Source organism: Actinomadura sp. 9N407 (assembly GCF_044326315.1).
Lineage (GTDB): Bacteria > Actinomycetota > Actinomycetes > Streptosporangiales > Streptosporangiaceae > Spirillospora.
The window spans coordinates 10862-34244 of sequence record NZ_JBIRAW010000046.1 but is presented as its reverse complement, the minus strand read 5'-3'; the positions used below and the strand labels follow the sequence as shown (position 1 = coordinate 34244).

Annotated in this window: 16 protein-coding genes; 7 read left to right on the top strand and 9 right to left on the bottom strand. The window is 71.5% G+C overall.

Annotated elements, in window-relative coordinates; translation table 11 throughout:
- Positions 1-26: 26 nt before the first annotated feature.
- Positions 27-965, top strand: a complete 939-nt coding sequence (gene cofD / locus ACH34Q_RS42805) for a 2-phospho-L-lactate transferase (RefSeq protein WP_395988989.1) — start codon at positions 27-29, stop codon at positions 963-965.
- Positions 962-2263 (top strand): coenzyme F420-0:L-glutamate ligase, encoded by a 1302-nt coding sequence (locus ACH34Q_RS42800; protein ID WP_395988957.1) that lies wholly within the window; start codon positions 962-964, stop codon positions 2261-2263. The genes cofD and ACH34Q_RS42800 overlap by 4 nt, the downstream gene beginning before the upstream one ends.
- A 78-nt stretch (positions 2264-2341) precedes the next feature.
- Here the strand turns inward: ACH34Q_RS42800 and ACH34Q_RS42795 are convergent, their stop codons facing one another.
- From ACH34Q_RS42795 to ACH34Q_RS42770, 6 genes are all read right to left on the bottom strand, one after another.
- On the bottom strand, positions 2342-4909 hold the full coding sequence (locus tag ACH34Q_RS42795) for a bifunctional FO biosynthesis protein CofGH (RefSeq protein ID WP_395988988.1): 2568 nt from the start codon (positions 4907-4909) through the stop codon (positions 2342-2344).
- Positions 4910-5004: 95 nt separating this feature from the next.
- Positions 5005-5952, bottom strand: coding sequence for a LysR family transcriptional regulator (locus ACH34Q_RS42790; protein WP_395988956.1), 948 nt, complete (start codon positions 5950-5952; stop codon positions 5005-5007).
- Between the two features lie 278 nt (positions 5953-6230).
- Positions 6231-7157: a DNA-3-methyladenine glycosylase family protein gene (locus ACH34Q_RS42785; protein ID WP_395988955.1), complete on the bottom strand. Its 927-nt coding sequence runs from the start codon at positions 7155-7157 to the stop codon at positions 6231-6233.
- Between the two features lie 74 nt (positions 7158-7231).
- The gene (locus tag ACH34Q_RS42780; RefSeq protein ID WP_395988954.1) at positions 7232-8299 is read right to left on the bottom strand and encodes a sugar phosphate nucleotidyltransferase; all 1068 of its coding nucleotides are present in this window, start codon (positions 8297-8299) and stop codon (positions 7232-7234) included.
- Positions 8300-8338: 39 nt separating this feature from the next.
- On the bottom strand, positions 8339-9481 hold the full coding sequence (locus tag ACH34Q_RS42775; protein WP_395988953.1) for a glycosyltransferase family 4 protein: 1143 nt from the start codon (positions 9479-9481) through the stop codon (positions 8339-8341).
- 135 nt (positions 9482-9616) lie between these two features.
- Positions 9617-10324, bottom strand: coding sequence for a class I SAM-dependent methyltransferase (locus ACH34Q_RS42770; protein ID WP_395988952.1), 708 nt, complete (start codon positions 10322-10324; stop codon positions 9617-9619).
- 72 nt (positions 10325-10396) lie between these two features.
- Here ACH34Q_RS42770 and ACH34Q_RS42765 point away from each other — a divergent pair, with 72 nt between their 5' ends.
- The gene (locus ACH34Q_RS42765; protein WP_395988951.1) at positions 10397-11362 is read left to right on the top strand and encodes a YbhN family protein; all 966 of its coding nucleotides are present in this window, start codon (positions 10397-10399) and stop codon (positions 11360-11362) included.
- Here ACH34Q_RS42765 and ACH34Q_RS42760 read toward each other — a convergent pair.
- From ACH34Q_RS42760 to ACH34Q_RS42750, 3 genes are all read right to left on the bottom strand, one after another.
- Positions 11323-12462 carry a glycosyltransferase family 4 protein gene (locus ACH34Q_RS42760; protein WP_395988950.1) on the bottom strand — a complete coding sequence of 380 codons (1140 nt, stop codon included), beginning with the start codon at positions 12460-12462 and terminating at the stop codon, positions 11323-11325. The genes ACH34Q_RS42765 and ACH34Q_RS42760 overlap by 40 nt on opposite strands.
- Positions 12459-13400 carry a glycosyltransferase family 2 protein gene (locus tag ACH34Q_RS42755; protein ID WP_395988949.1) on the bottom strand — a complete coding sequence of 314 codons (942 nt, stop codon included), beginning with the start codon at positions 13398-13400 and terminating at the stop codon, positions 12459-12461. Before ACH34Q_RS42755 ends, ACH34Q_RS42760 begins: the two co-directional genes overlap by 4 nt.
- Before the next feature lie 199 nt (positions 13401-13599).
- On the bottom strand, positions 13600-15705 hold the full coding sequence (locus ACH34Q_RS42750) for a hypothetical protein (protein ID WP_395988947.1): 2106 nt from the start codon (positions 15703-15705) through the stop codon (positions 13600-13602).
- Positions 15706-15830: 125 nt separating this feature from the next.
- Between ACH34Q_RS42750 and ACH34Q_RS42745 the strand changes: the two genes are divergently transcribed.
- The 4 genes from ACH34Q_RS42745 (at position 15831) to ACH34Q_RS42730 (ending at position 23264) form a co-directional block, all read left to right on the top strand.
- Positions 15831-16688 carry a TIGR03089 family protein gene (locus ACH34Q_RS42745; protein ID WP_395988946.1) on the top strand — a complete coding sequence of 286 codons (858 nt, stop codon included), beginning with the start codon at positions 15831-15833 and terminating at the stop codon, positions 16686-16688.
- 80 nt (positions 16689-16768) lie between these two features.
- Positions 16769-18199 (top strand): LCP family protein, encoded by a 1431-nt coding sequence (locus ACH34Q_RS42740; protein ID WP_395988945.1) that lies wholly within the window; start codon positions 16769-16771, stop codon positions 18197-18199.
- 33 nt (positions 18200-18232) lie between these two features.
- Entirely contained in the window at positions 18233-19465 is a 1233-nt protein-coding gene (locus ACH34Q_RS42735; protein ID WP_395988944.1) for an acyltransferase family protein, read from the top strand.
- 208 nt (positions 19466-19673) lie between these two features.
- On the top strand, positions 19674-23264 hold the full coding sequence (locus ACH34Q_RS42730) for a CDP-glycerol glycerophosphotransferase family protein (protein ID WP_395988943.1): 3591 nt from the start codon (positions 19674-19676) through the stop codon (positions 23262-23264).
- The last annotated feature ends 119 nt before the right edge of the window (positions 23265-23383 follow it).

Below are 23383 nucleotides of genomic sequence, written 5' to 3'. Positions count from 1 at the left end.
CGTATGAACGGGAGCACAGCATGAGCATGAAGATCGTGGCGCCCGCGGGCGGGATCGGCGGGGCCCGCTTCCTGCGCGGACTCCAGCAGGCCGCCCCCGACGCCGAGATCACCGTGATCGGCAACACCGGGGACGACATCTCCCTGTTCGGCCTGCGCGTGTGCCCTGATCTCGACACGGTGATGTACACCCTCGGCGGCGGCATCAACGAGGAGCAGGGCTGGGGCCGTACCGGCGAGAGCTTCACGGTGAAGGAGGAACTGCTCGCCTACGGGGTCGGCCCCGGCTGGTTCGGGCTGGGCGACCGCGACTTCGCCACCCACATCGTGCGCACCCAGATGCTGGCGGCGGGCTACCCGCTGTCGGCGGTCACCGAGGCACTGTGCGACCGCTGGAAGCCGGGCGTCCGGCTGATCCCGATGAGCGACGACCAGGTCGAGACGCATGTGGTGATCGATGACCCCGACGGGGGCCGGCGGGCGGTGCACTTCCAGGAGTGGTGGGTACGGCTGCGCGCCTCCGTCCCGGCCGAGTCGATCACGGCGATCGGGGCCGAGGAGGCCAAGCCCGCGCCCGGCGTGCTGGAGGCGATCGAGGCGGCGGACGTGGTGCTGTTCCCGCCGTCCAACCCCGTCGTGAGCGTCGGAACGATCCTGGCGGTGCCGGGCATCCGGGAGGCCTTCGAGGCCAAGACGGTGGTGGGGGTCTCCCCCATCATCGGGGACGCGCCGGTCCGCGGCATGGCCGACGCCTGCCTGACCGCGATCGGGGTGGAGACCAGCGCCCGCGCGGTCGCCGATCACTACGGCTCCGGCCTGCTGAACGGCTGGCTCGTCGACGAGGCGGACGCCAGCGTCGAGGTTCCGGGCATCGAGGTACGGTCGCGCCCGCTGCTGATGAGCGATCCGGACGCCACCGCCGCCATCGCCGGGGCCGCCCTCGACCTGGCCAGGGAGCTCGCGTGACCGGGGCGCGGGGCGGCATCGAGATCTTCGGGATCCCCGGCCTGCCCGAGGTCGCCGACGGGGACGACATCGCCGCGCTGCTGCCCGCCGAACTGCTGCGGGACGGCGACGTGCTGGTGGTCACGTCCAAGATCGTCAGCAAGGCGGAGGGCCGGGTCCTGGTCGCCGACGACCGGGAGAAGGCGATCGACTCCGAGACCGTGCGGGTGGTCGCGCGGCGCACGCACGCCAAGGGCGAGACGCGGATCGTGGAGACCCGGCAGGGCCTGGTGCTGGCCGCCGCCGGGGTGGACGCGTCCAACACCGAACCCGGCACCGTCCTGCTGCTGCCCGAGGACTCCGACGCCTCGGCCCGCCGGATCCGCGCCGGGCTGCGCGAGCGCGCCGGGTTGGACGTCGGCGTGATCGTGTCCGACACGCTCGGCCGGCCGTGGCGCAACGGGCTCATCGACGCGGCGATCGGGGTGGCCGGGCTGGCGCCGCTGCACGACTTCCGGGGCCGCGACGACACGTACGGCAACCGGCTCGACGCCACGATCACGGCCGTCGCGGACGAGATCGCCTCGGCCGGCGAGCTGGTCAAGGGCAAGCTCGACGGGGTACCGGTCGCGGTGGTCCGCGGGCTCGGCTCGCTGGTCACCGGTGCTGACGGGCCCGGCGCGCGGGTGCTGGTCCGGCCGCCGGACGAGGACATGTTCCGGTACGGCTCGGCCGAGGTGCTGCACGCGCGCCGGACGATCCGCGAGTTCACCGGGGAGCCGGTCGACCCGGCGGCGGTCCGGCGGGCCGTGGCCGCCGCGATCACCGCTCCCGCGCCGCACCACACGACGCCGTGGCGGTTCGTGCTGCTGGAGTCGGCCGGGGCGCGGACGCGGCTGCTGGACGCGATGCGCGACGCCTGGGAGGCCGACCTGCGGCGGGACGGCTTCACCGAGGAGTCGATCACCAAGCGGCTGCGCCGCGGCGACCTGCTGCGCCGTGCGCCCTACCTGGTGGTGCCGTGCCTGGTCATGGACGGCTCGCACGACTATCCGGACGAGCGGCGGTCGGCGGCCGAGCGCGAGATGTTCGTGGTCGCGACCGGCGCCGGAGTGGAGAACCTGCTGGTCTCGCTGGCGGTGGAGGGGCTCGGCTCCTGCTGGGTGTCGAGCACGATGTTCTGCCGCGATGTCGTCCGGGACGTTCTGGATCTTCCGGACGCCTGGGACCCGATGGGCGCCGTCGGAATCGGCCATGCGGCCGCACCGCCGAGGCAGCGCCCGCCGCGTTCTCCGGACGCCTTCATCGAGGTCCGCTGAAATAGAAGCAGGACCGGGTGATGCCTTTTCGGCGCCACCCGGTCCTCGCTATTTCCCAGTCCTCGCTATTTCCAATGGTCAGGTGCTGACCAGCGGAAGGCTGAGACCTGCCTTTCCGAAGTTGCCGACGCCGTCGGTACGGCGGGCCGCCTCGATCCGTTCGGCGGGCACTTCTCCGTACGTCGTCGTGCGCTGGCGGGACGGCCGGCCGGCCGCGGCGGCGATCGCCTCCAGCGAGCTGATGGTCTTGAACGAGCCGTTCTCCGACCCGGCCATCCGGCTGATCGTCTCCTCCATCAGCGTCCCGCCGAGGTCGTTCACGCCGCCCTGCAGGACGCGCGTGCACAGTTCGTCGCCGAGCTTCACCCACGAGGTCTGGATGTTGGAGATCGCGCCGTGCAGCAGGATCCGGGACAGCGCGTGCACGGCCACGTTCTCGCGCGCGGTGGGTCCCGGACGCGCCAGCCCGGCCAGGTAGATCGGCGAGCTGTGGTGCACGAACGGCAGCAGCACGAACTCGCTGAACCCGCCGGTCCGTTCCTGGATGGAACGCAGCAGCTTGAGATGCGCCACCCAATGCGCGGGAGTGTCCACGTGCCCGTACATCATCGTCGACGTGGTGGGGATGCCCACCTCGTGCGCGGTGGTGACGACCTCGACCCACTGGTCGGTGGGCAGCTTGCCCTTGGTCAGCACCCAGCGGACGTCGTCGTCCAGGATCTCGGCGGCGGTGCCCGGCAGCGAGTCGACGCCCGCCTCCTTGGCGGCCAGCAGCCATTCCCGTACCGACAGGCCCGTCCGGCTGACGCCGTTGATGACCTCCATCGGGCTGTAGGAGTGCAGGTGGATCTCCGGGGCGCGCTTCTTGACCTCGCGCGCGAGGTCGAAGTAGGCCGTACCGGGCAGGTCGGGGTGGATGCCGCCCTGCATGCAGATCTCGGTCGCCCCGGCCGCCCACGCCTCCTCCACCCGGTCGCCGACCTGGCCGAGCGACAGCGTGTACGCGTCGGCGTCGGTACGGCGCTGGGCGAACGCACAGAACCGGCAGCCGGTGTAGCAGACATTGGTGAAGTTGATGTTGCGGGTGACGACGTAGGTGACCTCGTCGCCGACCGCGTCCCGGCGCAGATCGTCGGCGATCTTCGCCAGCGCGTCCAGCTCGGGGCCGTCGGCGTGCAGCAGCGCCAGCGCCTGGTCGTCCGACAGCCCGGCCGGGTCCTTCTCCGCGTGCGAGAGGGCCGCCTTGATGTCGGAGTCGAAGCGCTCGGGGGCACTGATCCGCTCGCGGATCGCGTCCCAGTCGCCGTAGACGGAGTCGAAGTCCTCGCGCCGGTCCCCGGTCCGCCCGCTGGTGTCGATCTCGACGTGCAGGTCCGTACGGCCGAACGCCTCGAACCCGCCGTCCGGCTCCTGCCAGGGCCGCCCCTCGACCACGGCGTCCTCGCGGGCCAGCCCGGTCTCCGGGTCGGCCAGCGCCGCGACATGCGCCATCACGCGCGGGTCCAGCCAGGGCTCGCCGCGCTTGATGTACTCGGGGTAGATCGTCAGCCGCTCGCGCAGCGCGAAGCCCTGCTCGGCGGTCCTGGCGGCCAGGTCGTCGATCTGCGGCCAGGGCCGTTCGGGGTTGACGTGGTCCGGCGTCAGCGGCGACACCCCGCCCCAGTCGTCGATCCCGGCCCGCAGCATCAGTGCGTACTGGTCGGCGACAAGGTTGGGCGGCGCCTGGATGCGCGCCTTGGGCCCGAGCACCAGCCGCGTGACGGCGATCGTCGCCGCCAGCTCCTCCAGCTCCGCGTCCGGGGTGTCGCGCATCTTGGTGTCGGGCTTGGCGCGGAAGTTCTGGACGATGACCTCCTGCACCGCCCCGTACTCCCGCATCGTCCTGCGCAGCGCGAAGATGGCGTCGGCGCGCTCCTCGAAGTTCTCGCCGATGCCGATCAGGATCCCGGTGGTGAACGGGACGTTCGTGCGGCCCGCGTCCTCCAGGACCCGCAGCCGTACCGCCGGGTCCTTGTCCGGCGAGCCGAAGTGCGGCCCGCCCTTCTCGCTGAACAACCGGGTCGCCGTCGTCTCCAGCATCATCCCCATCGACGGCGCCACCGGCTTGAGCCGCTGGAAGTCACGCCAGCTCAGCACGCCGGGGTTGAGGTGCGGCAGCAGCCCGGTCTCCTCCAGCACCCGGATGGCCATCGCGCGCACGTACGAGAGCGTGTCGTCGTACCCGTGCGCGTCCAGCCACTCGCGCGCCTGCTTCCAGCGGTCCTCGGGACGGTCGCCGAGCGTGAACAGCGCTTCCTTGCAGCCCATCGCGGCGCCCTGCCGCGCGATCTCCAGCACCTCGTCCGGGCTGAGGAACGGGGACTCCAGCTTGTGCGGCACGGTGGCGAACGTGCAGTAGCCGCACCGGTCCCGGCACAACCGGGTGAGCGGGATGAAGACCTTGCGGCTGTAGGTGATGACCCCGGGCCGTCCAGCGGCCTCCAGCCCGGCGTCCCGGGTACGCGCCGCATAGGTCAGCAGATCGTCGAGCTGCGCGCCGCGCGCATGCAACAGGGTGGTGGCCTCGGTCAAGTCGAGCGTCTTGCCGTCACGTGCCCGCGCAAGCGACCGCCGGATCGCGTTCTCCGTTGGCCCGCTGCTGTTCATGGCGTCCATGACATCGCACTCTATGCCAAGCGTCATAGAAAGAAGAGGGGCAGGGGCGCACAAGAACATCGGGGACAGCGCGCCCCGCCGAGGATCTATTCCCCTTCGGGGATACCCCGGACCAGGCGGGGGCGGCGGGCGGCCAGGGCGTCGGCGGATTCGCGGAGGGCGGCGAGCACCGCCCGTACCGAGGGACGCACGTCGGCGCCCACGCGGGTCCACATCACCATGCGGCGGCTGACCCGCGCCTCGGCGATGTCGCGGACCGCGAGGCCCTCCTCCCGTTCGGCCAGGGCGAGGTCCGGTACGAGGCAGACGGCCTCGCCGTGCGCCACCATCGCGAACAGGACCATGAAGTCGTTGGACCGGAACCGGATCCGGGGCCGGAAGCCGCCCAGCTCGACGCAGGTGCGCTCCAGCAGGTCGGCGTGGTTGGTGCCGACGTGGCCCGCCACCCAGGAGCGGTCGGCCAGGCCGGCGATCCGGACGGGGTCGTCGCCGTGCACCTCGGCTTCCGGAAGCGCGAGCCGCATCCGCTCGGTGACCAGCGGCTCGGCCGTCAGCTCGGGTCGGCGCGGGCGCGGGAGGTGCGAGTACTCGTCGGTCATCACGACGTCGATCTCGTGCAGCACCAGCGCCTCCAGGACGCGGTGGAACTCCTCGTCCAGGACGTCCACCGTGAGGTCGGGGTACGCGGCGCGCAGGCCGGGCAGGGCGGGCGCGAGGACGTGCAGGAGGGCGGTCTGGAAGCCCACGACCCTGACGACGCCCGCGACCTTGCCGCTGGCGGCCAGGGCCTCCTCCTCGGCGCGCTGCGCCTGGGTGAGCAGGGCCTCGGCATGGCCGGCCAGCACTTCGCCCGCCTCGGTCAGCCGGAGCCGGCGGCCGACCCGTTCGACCAGCTCTGCGCCGACCTCCCGCTGGAGCTGGGCGAGTTGCTGGGACACCGCGGACGGGCTGTAGCCGAGGGCGTCGGCGACCGCGCCGACGGTGCCGCGCAGCTTGAGCTCGCGGAGCATCCGGAGCCGCCCCAGATCCAACATAGTGAAGAGATTCTTACACGAACCCTGCAGAAACAGTCGCTGGACCTGAATGATTCGGCGGGTGACACTAGTGAGGACACCGCGGAACGAGCCCCTGGCCAGGGCTCACGACCCTCCGACGAAGGACCGCATCATGCTGTACGTTCTCGCTCTCATCATCGCCCTGGCCGTCCTGGGACCGCTGTTCGGCTCCGACTCCCGCGACGGCCTCGACTGGAAGCCCGGCCACTTCTGGCTGGCCCGCCGGCAGCGGCCCGCCCGGATGCGCAGTGCCCGGGTCAGAAGCGGCGGTAGTCGCGCACCGCGAGACGAGGGCCACGCCGCGGCGGCCCCTTGCCGCTCAGTTCCAGCAGCCGGGTGACCCGGTGACGATGTCCCGCGTACGGAGCCAGCAGCTCGAGCATCCGGTCGTCGTCGACCTTCTCGCCGGTGAGGGCCCAGCCCACGATCCCCGACAGGTGGTAGTCGCCGACGGAGACCGCGTCGGCGTCGCCGGCGGCGCGCTGCCGGATCTCCGCCGCGGTCCAGACGCCGATCCCCGGCAGCGAGCGCAGCCGGGGATCGGCGGCGTCCGCCTCCAGCCGGGCCGCCACCCGGGCGGCCCCGATGATCGTCCGGGCGCGGACCGCCTCGGCGCCCGAACGGTGCCACTCCCACGACGGGATCCGGATCCAGACCTCGGGCGGCGGCGGCACCCGCAGCGCGGGATCGCCGGGCGCGGGCCGGCCGAACCGCCGCAGCAGGTAGCCCCAGGCGCGCCAGGCTTCGGCGGTGAGGACCTTCTGCTCCAGCACCGCCGGTACGAGGGCCTCGAAGACGCGGCCCGTACGGCCGATCCGCAGGCCCGGATGGCGCCGCAGCGATTCGCTGACGACCGGATGCCGGGGCTCGAACTCCTCGGGGACGTCCCCCGCCCCCAGCAGGTCGGGAACGCCGTCGAGCAGCCACCGCGCGCCCGGCCCCCAGGCGGCGGCGGCGATGACGTCCCCGCGCTGCCGTAGCCGCAGCGTGCCGGGGCCGTCCGGCGTGAACGAGGCGCGCCACACCGTCCCGTCGGGATCGATCCGGAACGCCGGATCGCGCGACCCGCGCATGTGCGGCCGCAGCGTCAGCACCAGATCGACGGCGAACGGCGCCTTCCACTCGCGCGTCAGCGCCTCGTCAACCCCGGCCGGTCCCATGTCGACCGCGACACTACCCGCCACTCCCGGTTGACTCGTGGCGTGTTCGCCCTCGAACGGCCGTTGGGAGGCGAACACGCCACGAGTCGACGTGGGGGTCAGGCGTCGGACGAGAAGCGCAGCGCGGTCGCGGGCAGCTCGATGCCGGGCCAGACCCGCAGGCCGCCGCGCAGCTCGTTGCCGGGGCCCACGATCGCGCCGTCGCCGAGGACGACGCCGTCCAGGACCGCTCCGGCCCCGACCTTCGCGTGCCGGCCCAGGACCGAGTCGCGGACGGTCGCGCCCTCCGCCACGTGCGCCTCGTCCAGCAGGACGCTGCCCAGCACCGTCGCGCCGGCCTCGATGACCGCGCCGCGCCCGACCGTCGTGCCGTCGCGGACGACCGCGCCCGGCGACACCGAGGCCCGCTCCAGCTCCAGCCGGTCGCCGGGCTCGCCCGGCATCGCCGACGACGCCAGCCGGCCCTGCACCAGGTCGCGGGAGCCCTGGACGAACGCCTCGGGCGTGCCGACGTCCAGCCAGTACTCCGACTCCACGTACCCCATCACGATCGCGCCCGACTCGATCAGGTCGGGGAACGTCTCTCGCTCCACCGAGACGACCTCGCCCTCGGGAATGGCGTCGATCGCCGACCGGCGGAAGACGTAGCAGCCCGCGTTGATCTGGTCGGTCACCGGATGCGGGGTCTTCTCCATGAACGCGGTGACCCGGCCGCCGTCGTCGGTCGGCACGCAGCCGAACCGGGACGGGTCGTCGACCGCGGTCAGGTGCAGCGTCACCGCGGCGCCGGCCTTCTCGTGCAGCGCCACCTGGGACGCGACGTCGTGGCCGGACAGGATGTCGCCGTTCAGGATCAGTACCGGCTCGTCGGGGCCGCAGGTGAGGCCGGCCGCCGCGTTGCGGATCGCGCCGCCGGTGCCGAGCGGCTCGTCCTCGCTCATGTAGACCAGATCGACGCCGTGCGCGCGGGTCCCGAAGGCGGCCTCGAACATCTCCGCGCGGTACGACGTCGCGAACACGATCCGGTCGACGCCTGCCGCCCGCGCCCGGGCGAGCTGGTGCGCGAGGAAGGGGACCCCCGCCGTGGGAAGCAGCGGTTTGGGGGTGGAGATGGTCAGCGGGCGCAGGCGGGTTCCCTGCCCTCCGACCAGCAGAATCGCTTCCAAGAAGATCCTTCCACGGCCTCGAAAAACGTCCGGCCGAGCCTATCCGTGCGGTGCGTACCGGGCCACAGCGTGCTCGTACGAGGCCAGGTGTGCCTCGGCGGAGGCCGTCCAGCTGAAGCCCTGGGAACGGGCGTACGCGGCGTCGGCGAGCGTCCGGCGCCCTTCGGGGTCCTCGATCAGCCGCTCCAGGGCGGCGGCGATGGAGGACGCGTCGGGCTCGGTGTAGGCGACCGCCTCGCCGCCCACCTCGGGCAGCGGGCCGCGGCGGGTGGTCAGGACCGGGGCACCGCAGGACATCGCCTCCAGGACCGGCAGGCCGAAGCCCTCGCCGGTGCTCGGCAGCGCGACGGCGATCGCGCCGCCGAAGAACCCCGGGAGCGACGTCCAGGGGAGGTAGCCGGGACGGACCACGCGCATTTCCAGCGGTACGGTCGCCAGCGCGGCGTCCACATCGTCGTCCCAGCCGCCGCTGCCCGCCAGGACGAGCGCGGGCGGGTCGGGGCGGCCGGAGCAGGCGCGCACCCAGCCGCGGATGAGGTTGGGGACGTTCTTGCGCGGCTCCAGGGCGCCCAGGTAGGCGATGTAGGGCAGGCCGTGCAGGCCCAGCCGGTCGGAGACCTGCTTGATCTCCTCCTCCGACGGGCGGTGGAAGGCCTCGTGGTCGACGCCGTGGTAGGCCACGTCGATGTGGCCGGGATCGGCGTCCAGGACCCGGACCAGCTCGTCGCGGGTCGCGCGGGACGGCGCGATCAGCCGGGTGGCGCGGCGCGCGGCCGTCCGGGTGGCCGACTTGATGTAGCTCGTCCGGACCGGATCGTGCAGCTCGGGCTCGGCGAACAGCGTCACGTCGTGGATGGTCACGACCGTGGGCCGGTCGGCCAGGATCGGGATCATGTAGGTCGGCAGATGGATCACGTCCGCGCCGACCTGGCGCGCCACGTACGGCAGGCCCGACTGCTCCCAGGAGAGCCGCGACGCGCGGTGCGCGAGCGCGGCCGGGCCCTTGACGATCCGGGCCCGGGGCGCGAGCTCGCCGTAGCGTTCCTCGTCGGCGCGCTGGCAGGCCACCGCGAGGTCCGCGCCGAGGTCGTGCAGAGCCTTCAGCAGCCCGTCGACGTACCGTCCCAGTGCACCGCGGTCGGCGGGCACGGCGGTGGCGTCGAGGAGAATCCGAGGCGCCAAAAGGATTCACCCCTATCCGGCTCGGCCAGTTCGAGGGGGATCATCTCCCCCGCGAAACCGAGCCTACGCCGATCGGGGCCGCCGGGAAGGAACGTGCGGAATCCGCCCGTGTCGCCGACGCGTGTCGCCGGCCCGTCAGGCGCGCTTGCGGGCACGGATGAGCACGATGCTGCCGCGCTCGTTCGGGGCCCGCTTGTCGCCCATCGCGACCAGTGGCGTGAGAGGCGCTGCGGCGTTGAAGCCGACCTTGCCCCCGTAGGCGGAAAGCGACAGGTAGAGGCGCTCGGCGGCGGCGGTACGGAACTGGTACGAGTGCCGCACCAGATCGAGGCCGCGCGCGTCCATCAGGTCGCTCAGGCTGCCGTGCGTGTAGGTGTGCTGTACGTGGTACTTGGCCTTGTGCGCGTCGCGCAGTTTGGGCCAGGCGTCGGCGCGGCTGAGCACATCGGCGGACATGAAGATCTCACCGCCGGGCTTGAGGACCCGCGCCATCTCGTCCAGCGATCTGCCGCCGTCGTCGAAGTGCTCGATCGCGCAGACCGACAGGATCGCGTCGAACGAGCCGTCCGCGAACGGCAGCTTGAGGGCGTCGCACTCGATCAGCGCGGGGGCATGGGCCAGATTCCGCCCGTACACCATCTTCTTGCGCATCAGATCGATCGAGACGGCGTCGGCGCCGCGCTTGCGGGCCTGCCCGGCCCAGTAGCCGTCACCGCCCGCGACGTCGAGGACCCGCTTGCCGCGCAGGTCGGCGCCCATCCAGTCGAGCAGCGTCCCCGCCTCGCGGTACCGGCACACGTGCACCTGGTGCCCCATGAAGGCGACCACATCCGAGAGTTTCATCGGGGACAACTGTAGGCCGCCGTCCGGGCGGAGCGTGCGGAGTCGGCGCGGGGGGTGGCCTAATCTGGGCGGGTGAAGTCCAAGGCCGTCCTGATGCGGGTACTGCGCGTACTGCTGCTGCTGCTCGCGCTGGGCTTCTGCGCCTACAGCCTGATCTCCCAGTGGGATGACACCGTACGGGCGTTCGGCCAGATGTCCTGGCTCACCCTCGTGGGGGCCTTCGCCACGGGCGTCGCGGGGCTCTTCGTCTGGATGCTCGGCTGGCGGACCTACCTGACCGGGCTGGGCTCACCGCTGCCGGTACGGACGATGTTCCGGATCTCCAACATCTCCCAGCTCGGCAAGTACGTGCCGGGCAAGGTGTGGGCGCTGGTCACGCAGATCGAGATGACCCGCGAGCACCAGGTGCCCCGGATGCGCAGCTTCAGCTCCACGATGCTGGCCGTGGCGACCTCCACCGCGTGCGGGCTGGCCGTGGCGGCCGTGACGCTGCCGCTGACCTCCGAAAGCGCCCGGGACCAGTACTGGTGGCTGTTCCTGCTGGCGCCGGTGGTGCTGGCCGCGCTGCACCCCAAGATCGTGACCTGGTGCCTGGACACCGCGCTGAAGCTCGCGCGGCGGCCTCCGATGGAGCACCCGGTGAGCCTGGGCGTGACGCTGGTGGCCGTGGCCTGGACGATGCTGGGCTGGGCGCTGTTCGGCGTCCACCTCTGGCTGCTGTGCGAGGCCGTGGGCGGCGACGGCGCCGGGCTGCCGTTCCAGGCGGCCGGCGCGTACGCGCTGGCGTTCGTGTTCGGACTGCTGGTGTTCATCGCGCCGGGCGGCATCGGCGCGCGCGAGGCCGCCCTGGTGATGGTGCTCGGCCCTGTGCTTCCGGCCGGTGCCCCGATCGTGGTGGCGATCGCGTCCCGCGTCATCCTGACCCTGGCCGACCTCGCCGGGGCCGGGGTCGCCTTCCTGATGGGACGGGGCAAGCCCGCCGTGCCGGACGGGCCCGTTCAGGAAGAGCCGGAGCAGTTCACCAGCACGTCCACGTAGGCGTCCCACAGCGGCGCGTGGTCGACCGGGCTGACGCCCTCACGCAGCCGCTCCGGCTCGCCTGGGGCGTAGAAGCGCTTGAGGGCGTCGGTGAGCGAGCCCACGTCGTCCGGATCGCAGACCAGCCCGTTCACGCCGTCCTGGACCTGCTCGGCGAACCCGCCCACCCGGGTGGCGATGACGGGCACTCCGTACTCGTAGGCCATCCAGACGTTCTGCGAGGCGGTCGCCGTCCGGTACGGCAGGACGAGCGCGTCGGCGGCACCGAACAGCTCCGGTACGTCCGACGCGGGGACGTAGCCAGGCCGCAGGTCCACGCGCTCGTCGAGGCCGAGTTCGCGGATCAGGGCGCGGGTCTCGTCCACCCCTCCCCAGAACTCGCCCGCGACGGTGAGCGAGACCCCCTCCGGGCCTCCCGCGAGCGCGCGCAGCAGCACGTCCAAGCCCTTGTACGGGCGGACCATCCCGAAGAAGAGCAGCCGGTCGTGCCGCTTCCCGTCGCTCGCGGGAGCGGACGCCGAGGTCGGCAGGTGCGCGGGCATCTCGGCGACGCGCACCGGACGCGAGGTGAGGCCGCGCGCCAGCGTCGCCTGCTGCTCGGAGTGGACGAGGACACCGTCGGCCTTGCGCAGCAGCCGCTTCATCAGCGGCACGTCGTACGGCTTGCGCTCGTGCGGCAGGACGTTGTGGCACAGCGCCACGACTCTTGTTCGACTTGCACGAGAGGCACGGCGGCGGAGGCCGGAGAGGATGCCGAGGTAGGCCGGGACCTGGACGGGGCTGAGCACGGCCAGCACGACCAGGTCGTACGAGCGCAGGTCGCGTCCCGTCCGCCACCAGCCGTCCGGGCGCCGCCAGTCGAGCCGCCGCCGCGTACCGGGGAACGGCTCGCCCTCCGGCTCGGAGATCGTCTGCTGCCCCGGATACAGGAACGCGGGGTACTGGGCGCGCCAGGACTCGATCACGGCGGTGTGCCCGGCGGCGGCGAGCCGGTGCGCCAGCTCGGTGGTGTGGTGCGCGCCGCCGCCCTTGTACGGGAACGCCGGCCCGACGACCGCGATCTTCAGCGGGCCCGCGATCCCGTCTGGCCGCGGGGTCATGTGTCGCCGCGAGATCGGACGATCAGGTCGGCCAGCAGCGCCAGCGAGGCGATCAGCAGCCCGGTAATGAAGATCATCACGGTGTTGTTGGCGAAGTAGCCGAAGTGCACGACCATGTCGAACACGCCCTTGCCGAACCCGATCAGCAGCAGCCACAGCGCCGGCGGCATCAGCACCTTGAGCGGGTTGAAGTACATCACCATCCGCAGCACCTGCAGGATGTAGCGGTAGGCGTCCTTGGTGAAGTGGAACTTGGACTTGCCCGCCCGCTTGGCGTAGTCGATCGGCACGTACCGCACCGGGTGCTGGTTGGACAGGAACGCGATCGTGATCGTGGTGACGCAGGAGAACCCGGGCGGCAGCAGCCGCAGGTACGGCAGCGAGATCTCGCGGCGGAACGCGCGCAGCCCCGAGTTCAGGTCCGGGATCTTGGAGTTGGTCAGCCGTTCGGCGAACTTGCGGATCAGCCACTTGGCCGGGACCCGCAGTGCCTTGTGGCTGCCCTCCTCGGACGTGCGCGCCCCGACGACCTGCTCCACCGAGGGATCGGTGTCCAGCATGTCGACCAGCTCGGGGATCCGCTCGTTCGGGTACGACATGTCGGCGTCGGTCCACACCACGATGTCGCCGCGCGCCTGCTGGCTGCCGATCCGGCGGACGGTCCCCGACCCGCTGTTGTGCTGGAACGCGATCACCCGCATCTGCGGGAACCGGGGCGCCGCCTCCCGCAGCCGGGCCAGCGTGTCGTCGGTCGACTTGTCGTCCACGGCCAGCAGCTCGTACGTCTTGCCGCTGTTGTCCATGGCCTTGGTGATGCGCTCGACCTCGTCGATGACGTGGTCCTGCTCGTTGTAGCAGGGCAGCACGATCGTCACATGCACCTGGTCGGCGGGCGTCTTGGCCGAGGCCGTTTCCGCGTGCGCTCGATCTACGGGCACCGATTCTCCGGGCGCCTGGTCTACGGGCGCCGGTTCTACGGGCGCTGGGTCTGCGGGCGCTGGGTCTGCGGGTGCTGGGTCTGCCGCCGGGGCCGGATCCGCCGGGGCGGAAGCAACGGGCGCCGAAGGCGCTGCGGGCGGCTCAGAGGGCTGGGTACTCACGCCCGGCGAGGATACTCGCCCCGGCTGAACTCTGCGGTCAGGACGGCACGGAGGGTGGCGCCGCGGGGGCCGGCGGCTCGGCCATCCAGACGTCGACCGAGAGGCCCCACGTCCCGTTCGGCGGCTCCACCAGGGTGCGCTCGTCCTGCCTCGTGCGCAGCTCGACGACATGATCCGCCGCTCCGAACGGCGCCACCTGCTTCGCCTCGGCGCCCAGGATCACCGGCCGCCGGCCCGCCTCGTAGATCTTGCGGATCACCCGCCGGACGTCGTCCGGTCCCGTCCCGGGCGCGGTACGGGCCACCGGCACGCCGCACATCCCCCTGATCACCTGCAGGAGCCGGTCGGCGGTGGCGCGCTCGACGACCACCACCGAGCGCCCGGGGCCCAGCCGGTCGCACAGGCCCCATACGGCCGCCACCTCGCCCTGATCGGTCCGGGAGACGATGATCCCGCCGGACGACAGCACGATCGGTATCAGGAGCAGCAGCACGGCGCCGACGGCCCACCGGCGGGTCGCGCGCGGCCCGTACCCGTTCCGCCTGATCCGGCGGATCGTCCAGGCCGTCCCCCAGACCGCGAACAGCAGCAGGCCGGGGATCACGACCGCGATCAGCCGCCGCGAGGCCCACGGGTGGTCGGGGGTGATGCCGGGCCGGTACAGCACCAGCACGGTCGTCCAGACGGTCATCGCGTACGGGAGCAGCCACTCCGGGGCGCGCCCGCGCATCATCCGCCTGACCAGCAGCGCCGCGCCGAACGTGGCGGCCAGCAGCGCCGGTACGCCGATGTACCAGACGGCCCAGTACAGGGAGATCTCCGAGTACTGCCGGGTGCCGTCGGCGGCCAGCCCGGTGATCTTCTGGACCTGCTCGATGAAGTGGACGTTCACCTCGTCGTCGGAGTTGGCGGGCACCCGCCGTACCGTCTGGACCAGCGGCCGGATCGCGAACGCGGCGACGACCAGCACGGTCAGCAGCGCGGCCGCCGCGGGCGCCCGGCCGCGCCTGATCGCACCGCCGAGCCGGCGCAGCCGGGATCCGGTGACCTCCCAGCGCAGCGCGATGACCATGAACGCGGTCGCGGCGACCAGCAGCCCGGTGATGAGCAGCAGCGGATCGAACGACGCGTGCAGGTAATGCAGGTAGGGCCGCGACAGCACGAAGCCCTCGACCAGGCCCGCGCCGGTCCCGAGAGCCAGCCCGAGGGCCAGCGGCAGCCCGGTGCTCCGGCGGAACGCCACCAGCAGGCCCGCGAACACGACGACCGGCAGCACGTCGCGCAGCCCGTCGATGCGGACGAGCACGATCAGCCCGAGGGCCAGCCCGCCCAGGAACGCCTTGGCCCGCCCGTCGTCGCGCGCGTCGTACAGGAGCGCGAGGCCGCCCAGTAGCAGGACCAGCGCGGGGACCTCGCTATAGGTCGAGCGGGAGACCCACACCATCGGCATCGTCAGCGCCAGGAGCAGCGCTCCGGCGGGTGCCCAGCGCGGCCCGACCAGGCGCGCGACCAGACCGCCGAAGGACACCACCGCGCAGGCGCCCAGCAGCGGGGCCATCGCCAGCATCGCGTACGTGCCGCCCACCCAGTCGCCGAGCGCCAGGAGCATCGGCAGGCCCGCCATGAACTGCGGGACGATCTCGCCCCCGACCTCGTAGAAGGCCGGGCTGCCGTACTTCAGCGCGGGGTCGCCGCCGCCGAACGCCTCGCGGAACCGCGGGATCGGCAGCGAGCCGTGCTCGGCCAGCCAGGTCCCGAACTGCGCGTACGAGGCGGGGTCGCGGCGCACGATGATCTGCTCGGCGCTCATCAGCACCTGGAGCACGAGGAAGCCCAGGCCGATCGCGAGCACGCCCCAGGCCGACCACCGAGGGAACGCGACCGGCGCGGCCTTGTCCGGTGCCGGCTCGTCCGGCGTGCCCGTGTTCGACAGGCCCGTGTTCGACGAACCCGTGTCCGGCACGCTCGGCCGGTCCCGCAGGCCGAACCACAGCGTCACCGCCGCCACGGGAACGAAGAGCGCGATGGCCGGGAGCGGCCGGAGGACACCGGCCAGCAGCAGCGGCAGCGACACCACGAGCCATGTGGTGACCAGGAGCGCGGGGGCGACGGACAGCCGGGCCAGGAACCGCTCGGCCTTCACCGGACCGCCCCGATGCCGCGCGTCGATGGGTGCTCGTTCATCGATGCGGAGCGTAGCGGTCTGGGCGGTGTCGTCAGGCGCCGTGTCGCGAGCACGGGCGGGTCACGGCCCGTACGCTCGCCCTCATGAGTGCGATCGGACCCGCGGACCTGCTCCGCGAGCGGGTGGCTGACGACCCGTCCCGCCCCCTGGTGACCTTCTACGACGACTGTGTTTTCCCCGACCAACCGACCCCGACCGACCTCCCGGCCGGGGAACGGGTCGAACTGTCGGCCAAGACCTTCGACAACTGGGTGGCCAAGACCGCCAACCTGCTGGTGGACGGGCTGGCCGCCGAGCCCGGGACCCGGGTGGTGCTGGCGCTGCCGCCGCACTGGCAGTCGGCCGTCTGGCTGATGGCCTGCTGGTCGGCCGGGCTGGAGGCGGTGCCGGTGGGCCTGGAGGGAATCGCGCCCGGGACCGAACCGCCCGGCACGCCCGGGCCGTACATCCTGGTGGCCGCCGAGGAGGTGCGGGAGATCATGACCAGCGACCGGGACGCCGAGGAGACCATCGGACTGTCGCTGCACGCGCTCGGCGGCCCGCTCGCCGACTGCCCGCCCGGGGTCCTCGACTACGCGGTGGAGGTGCGCTCGTACGGGGACCGGTTCGTTCCGGACCCGGATGTGACGCCCGAGGCTCCCGCGCTGAGTGTGACAAAGGCCACATTGAGCGGGGTCCAGCTGGCCCAGGAGGCGGCGGGGGCCGCAGGGAAATGGGGGTTGGACGCGCACGATCGGGTGCTGGTTGACATGCCTTACACCACACTCGACGGCGTGCTCGCGGGCCTGCTCGCACCACTAGCCTCGATGGCTTCCGTCATAATCCAACGAAACTTCGACAAATCAGCCCTAGATCGACGAGTGACCGTGGAACATGTGACAGCGGTGGCCGGTGTATCGGGATGGAATGACGCATCCGGGTCCGTGCGCCGCCTCCTCTGACCTAGTCTCAGTTTGTTTCCGACCCCTGAAGGCCGGGTCCACCGCGTGCCGCGGCGGTCGCCGGCCCCACCACGGAGCCGATGAACAGCAACCCGATGTACATGGAGTACGTCGACGACGCCGACCCGCAGCCGGCCCGTCGGCGCGGTTGGCGCATGCTCGGCTGGGTCTCCATCGGCCTGTCCGCGGTGATGGTCGCCGGCTCACTGACCACCTACGCCGTCTACCGCAACGCCCTCGGCAACATCACGCAGGAGGACGCCAACGCGCTGCTGGGGCCCAATCGCCCCAAGAAGCTCAACAGCGCGATGAACATCCTGATGCTGGGGTCGGACACCCGTGCGGGCGCGGGCAACGCCAAGTACGGCGCCAACATGACCAAGGAAGCGCCCCGCTCGGACACCATGATCCTGCTGCACCTGTCGCCGGGTGGCGGCCAGGCGATGGGCATCAGCTTCCCGCGCGACCTGATGGTGCCGATCCCCTCGTGCAAGCTGAAGAACGGGCAGCGCACCCAGGCGCAGTCGATCGGGCAGATCAACTCCTCGTTCACGCTCGGCGGCGCGCCGTGCGTGATCAAGACGATCGAGGGCTTCACCGACATCAAGATCGACCACTTCGTGCAGGTCGACTTCAACGGGTTCAAGGCGATCACCGAGAAGGTCGGCGGCGTCGAGGTCTGCCTGCCCAAGGCGGTCAACGACCCGCAGTCCAAGCTCAAGCTGCCCAAGGGCAAGAGCACCATCAAGGGTGAGATGGCGCTGGCCTACGTCCGCAACCGCAAGGGCCTCGGCAACGGGTCCGACACCGACCGGATCAAGCGGCAGCAGAAGTTCCTCGGCGCGCTGGCCAACAAGTCGATGAGCGCCGGCGTGCTCAGCAATCCCAACAAGATGCTCGGGCTGCTGAACGCCACCACCAAGTCGCTCACCACCGACAGCGAGCTCACCCCGCAGGTGATGATGCGGATCGCCTCCGGCATGCAGGGCATGTCCTCTGGCAAGCTGCGGTTCGTGACCGTTCCCTGGGGGGCCTACGCGCCCGACCCCAATCGGGTGGCGCTGGCCCAGCCGGCGGCCGACCAGTTCTTCGGTACGGTCCGCAACGACAAGACCGTACCGGCCGAGCCCAAGGACAAGGCCGCCGCCGCTCCCACGATCCCGGCGAGCCAGGTACGGGTCCGGGTCTACAACGCCAGCGGCATCGACGGCCAGGCCACGCGGGTCGCCGACGATCTCGAGGCGCAGGGCTTCCAGGTCACGGTCGGCGGCAACATGAAGCTCACCAAGACCAGCCGGGTCATGTTCGGCACGGGCGCCGACCAGCATGCCCAGACCCTCAACGCGCTGATCCCGAACGCGCCGCAGCCGGCCGCCCGTACCGGCGGCTCGCCCGGCGTCGTCGACCTGGTCGTCGGCTCCGACTGGACCTCGCTCAAGAACTCCAAGGCCGGCGGCATTCCCGCGCAGCAGGGCGAGGTCAAGGCCACCGACGACGTCTGCAAGCAGTGACCCATCCGGCGAGGAGGGCCGACCCGAGTAGTCATGACGTATCCCACCCCGCCCCCACCGCCCTCGTCCCGGCCGCCGGCCGGGCCAGGAGCCCACACCGACCGCGCTGACACCGACGGCGCTCTCCCGCCGTCCGCGGTCGCGACCGTCCCGGCACCCGCGCCCGAGGCCGCATCGGCTCCCGATCCCGCCGCGCCGCCCGCTCCCAAGCGCAAGGAGCGCGACCCGTTCTTCGACAACGCCAAGTTCCTGGCGATCCTGCTGGTCGTGATCGGGCACTCGCTGGCCTACCGGCTCGAAGTGCCGGCGGCCAAGGGCCTGTACATGTTCATCTACATGTTCCACATGCCGATGTTCATCGTGGTCACCGGCTACTTCTCGCGGAACTGGACGTTCGCCGGCGGCAAGGCGCGCAAGCTGATCACCAACGTCGGCGTGCCGTACGTGGTCTTCGAGATCGCCTACTCGCTGTACGACTGGGTGGTCGGGCGCAACAAGATGGAGATCAGCCTGCTGGACCCGTACTTCCTGACGTGGTTCCTGTGCGCGCTGTTCTTCTGGCGGCTGTCCACCCCGGTGTGGCAGCAGATCCGCTGGCCGCTGGCGGTGGCGCTGGTCTTCTCGCTGCTGTCGTACATGAGCGAGCTGGGCGACACCTTCAACATCCACCGGGTGATCGGGCTGCTGCCGTTCTACGTACTGGGCCTGCTGCTGAAGCCCGAGCACTTCGAGCTGCTCAAGCGGCCCGCCGCCCGGATCCTCGGCTGGCTCACGCTGACCGGCGGCCTCGTGCTGATGTATCCCGCCATGGAGTACATGAACCGCAGCTGGATCTACTGGAAGGATCCGCACGGCGAGCTGGGCGTCGGCAACCTCACCGGCACGGCGATGCGGCTGGCGATGTTCGTCGCGGCGACGCTGCTGGTGGCGGCGTTCCTGGCGGTGGTCCCGAAGCGCAGGACGTGGTTCACCCACCTCGGCGCGACCACCCTGTACGCCTACCTGCTGCACGGCTTCGTCACCCGGCTGCTGGACTTCACCGACTGGTGGGAGGCCGCGTGGCTGAACACGATCCCCGGTGTGATCGCCGTGATCGCCGGGGCCGCGGTCGTCGGCACGTTCCTGTGCTCCAAACCGGTCGTCATCTGCATGCGGTGGGCGCTGGAACCCAAGATGACCTGGGCTTTCACCCCGCTCCGCCGGCCCGGCTGGATGCGTTCGGGCGGGAAGTCCGGAAAGGGACGACCGGCCGGCAAGTCCGCGTAGCGACCGGTCAATCTACCTATCGTCAGCTAATCTGTACACATCGTTGATCTGTAGACAACGTCGCCGTTCCTCCCCGCAGGTCTCGAGGACCCGCAGGTCCCGAGAACCCCGCAGGTTCCGAGAACCTGCGGCTCCCAGAGGACGTGCTCGGATCCGGACACCGGGAGGACGGCAGGCCGCCCCGCCACCATCGCTACCCGGGAGAACCGTGTCACCGCTTCTCAGTGTCGTCGTGCCCTTCTACAACGTCGAGGCCTACCTGGAAGCCTGCCTGGACTCGCTGCAGCAGCAGACCCTGCGCGACATCGAAGTGATCATGGTGGACGACGGCTCGCCGGACGGCAGCGCCGCGATCGCCAAGGAGTTCGCCGGACGGGACGGCCGGTTCCGGCTGGTCGAGCAGCAGAACCAGGGCCTCGGCCCGGCCCGCAACACCGGGGCGCGGCAGGCCACCGGTACCTACCTGGCCTTCCTCGACTCCGACGACATCGTGCCCCGCTACGCCTACGAGCTGATGGTCGGATCGCTGTCCGACACCGGCTCCGACCTGGCGTGCGGCGGCGTGCGGCGGCTCACCTCGGCCGGCCCGCGCCCCTCGCCGATGCACACCGAGATCTTCCGGGTCACCGCGAAGGAGACCCACATCACCCGGCGGCCCGATCTGCTGGGCGACCGCACCGCCTGGAACAAGGTCTTCCGCCGGGAGTTCTTCGAGCGGCTCGGCCTGGAGTTCCCGCCCGGCCTGTACGAGGACGCCCCGGTCACGATCCCGGCGCACTACCTCGCCGCGTCCGTGGACGTCCTGAGCGACGTCGTCTACTACTGGCGCGAGCGCGAGGGCGAGTCCCAGTCGATCACCCAGCGGCGGACCGAGCCCGGCAACCTGGAGGACCGGGTCCGTACCACCCAGGCCGTCACCGCGTTCCTCAAGGAGCGCGACCCCGGCCTGTGGCGCGCCCAGCTGTTCTCGGTGATCTCCGGCGAGCTGCCGCTCTACATCGACGTGGCCGGCGAGGGCGGCGCCGCGTACCAGGCCCGGCTGCACGCCCTGGTGGGCGACGTGCTGGCCGAGGCCGACGCCGCGATGATGGCCGAGCTGTCGGTGCTCAAGCGGCTCAAGTACCACTTCATCAGCAACGGAATGATCGAGGAACTGCTGGAGCTGATCAACTACCAGCAGGCGCGGATCTTCACCGCGGGCGTGACGCTCAAAAACGGGCGCTGGTACGCCGAGTACCCCTACTTCGGCGACACGGCGCGCGGCGTCCCCGACGAGCTGTACGACATCACCGGCGAGCTGCGGCAGAAGCTGCAGGGCCGGGCCGACGGGGCGCGCTGGGAGGACGGCCGGCTGCGCGTGTCCGGCCACGCCTACATCGCCCGGATCCCGATGACCGACCCGGCCGCCGATCCGGGCGCGTGCACCGTGCGGGTCTGGCTCCAGCACGCCCGCAACGGGACGGTCGTGGAGCTGCCCGTACGGCGCGCCTACCGGCCGGACGTGTCCGCCGACGCCAAGCGGGCGGCCGCCGACTACGACTGGGCCGGATTCGAGGTGGAGATCGATCCGGCCGACCTGAAGGTGAGCCGCTACCGGTTCATGCGGGCCAGCAAGTACCGGATGCTGCGGGTCCTGCGGTCGGCCAGCTGGGAACTGCACGCCGAGGTCACCGCCCCGGGCGGGCTGACGGTGGCCGGGCCGCTCGGCGGGCCCCGGCGCAGCGACGTGCGCTGGGCCAACGCCTTCGAGGCGGCCCGCGACGTGCTGATCCGGCCGGTGACGACCACCGGCGACCGCTTCGCCCTCCAGGTGAAGCAGCTCACCGCTCATGTCAACGCCGCCGCGGTCGAGGGCACCGAGCTGGTGCTGGGCGGCTGGACCGCCGAGCCCGCCGCCGGCTCCGGCGAGATCGTACTGGCCCGGCGGCAGGGCATGAACGAGGCCTGCTACCCGGTCTCCCTCGACGGCAGGGGCGGTTTCACCACCCGGATCCCGCTGGCCGCGCTCGTCTCGCACACCACCGACAACGCCGCGACCCTGCACACCTGGGTGACCGAGGGCCTGGACTGGGACGCCTCGCTGCGGCTGTCCGGGCAGGCCAGGCCGGTCCGGCTGACCATCCACGACGACGTCGAGGTGCGGCACCGGCTGGGCGCGGACGAGATCGTCGTCACCAGGACCAGGTTCGGCAATCTGCGGATCATCGAGCGCCCCCGCCGGCCGTCGGTGACCCGGGCCGAGTGGACCGAGGACGGCCGGCTGCTGCTGACCGGCGAGATGGCCGACGAGAAGGCCGCGACCGGCGGTGCCGGGAACGGCGACGCCGCGTCCGGCCGGCCGGACCGGCTGCTGGTCCGGCTGCGCGGCGGCGGCGACACCCACGAGTTCCCCCTGACCTGGAACGACGGCACGTTCACCGGCGAGCTGGCCCCGTCCCGGGTACCGCGGTTCGGCGAGGAGCTGCCGCTGGCCACCGGGCAGTGGGGCCTGTTCGCGCCGATGGCCGAGGGCGACGTCTCGGTGGCGATCTCCCGTTCCTCGGTCACGGACCTGCCGCCGCCGCGCGTGGCGGGCCTGCACGAGTTCGTCCTGTCCACGTACCAGGCCGACTCGCTGCGGCTGGAGTCGCGGCCCGCCACCGCCGACGAGGAGCGCGGTGTCTACGGGCTCAAGCGGATCGAGCAGCGCGACTACCCGGGCTACCTGGCCGAGCCGCTGCGCGATCTGGCGGTGTTCGAGAGCTTCCGCGGCCGGCAGTACTCCGACAGCCCCCGGGCGATCTACGAGGAGCTGGCCCGGCGGCGGCCCGATCTGGAGTACGTCTGGATCACCAGGGACGGCCAGTTCCAGCCGCCCGAGGGGGTCCGCCCGGTCCTGTACGGCAGCCGCGAGCATTTCCGGGCCCTGGCCCAGGCGCGGTTCCTGGTCGGCAACGACCCGATGCCCGAGTGGTTTCGCAAGCGCGAGGGCCAGCTCTACGTGCAGACCTGGCACGGGACGCCGCTCAAGCGGATCGGCTACGACATCGAGCGGCCGAAGTTCAAGAACGCCCAGGACTACATGCGCCGGTTCAGCGCGGACGTGGCCCAGTGGGACGTGCTGGTCTCGCCCAACCCGTTCAGCTCCCCGATCATGCGGCGGGCGTTCCGGTACGAGGGCGAGTTGCTGGAGTCCGGCTACCCGCGCAACGACCTGCCCGCACGGGGCGACACCGCCCGGGCCACCCGGGTGCGGTCGCTGCTCGGCGTACCTGAGGGCAAGCGCGTGGTGCTGTACGCGCCGACCTGGCGGGACGACCAAGCCAAGTCGGGCGGCTACCAGATGGAGCTGCAGCTCGACATCGACGCCGCCCGTGCCGCCCTGGCCGAGGACCATGTGCTGCTCGTCCGCGGCCATTTCAACCTCGGCGGCGGGGTCGAGGGCACCGACGGGACGTTCGCCATCGACGTCAGCCGCTATCCCGACATCGCCGATCTCTACCTGATCGCCGATGTCCTGATCACCGACTACTCGTCGGTGATGTTCGACTTCGCGGTCACGGGCAGGCCCCAGCTGTTCTTCACCTACGACCTGGAGCGCTACCGCGACCAGCTGCGCGGCTTCTACTTCGATTTCGAGGCCGAGGCGCCGGGCCCGCTGTGCCGGACGTCGGACGAGCTGATCGAGGCGATCCGGGACGCCGGGCCGTCCGCCGCCGCCTACACCGACCGCTACCGGGCGTTCCGGGAAAGGTTCTGTGCCTGGGACGACGGGGGCGCGGCGGCACGGGTGGTGGACCGGATGCTCCGGGACGTCTAACCCTCTCTTGATCTATTACGCCACTAACCGGCTACTTTCGGCAGGCTCCGCCCACTCGGCCCGGTAACATCGGTCCGGTCTCCCGGGGCCTGCCGGGGCGACGCGCCGGGGGCGAGCGC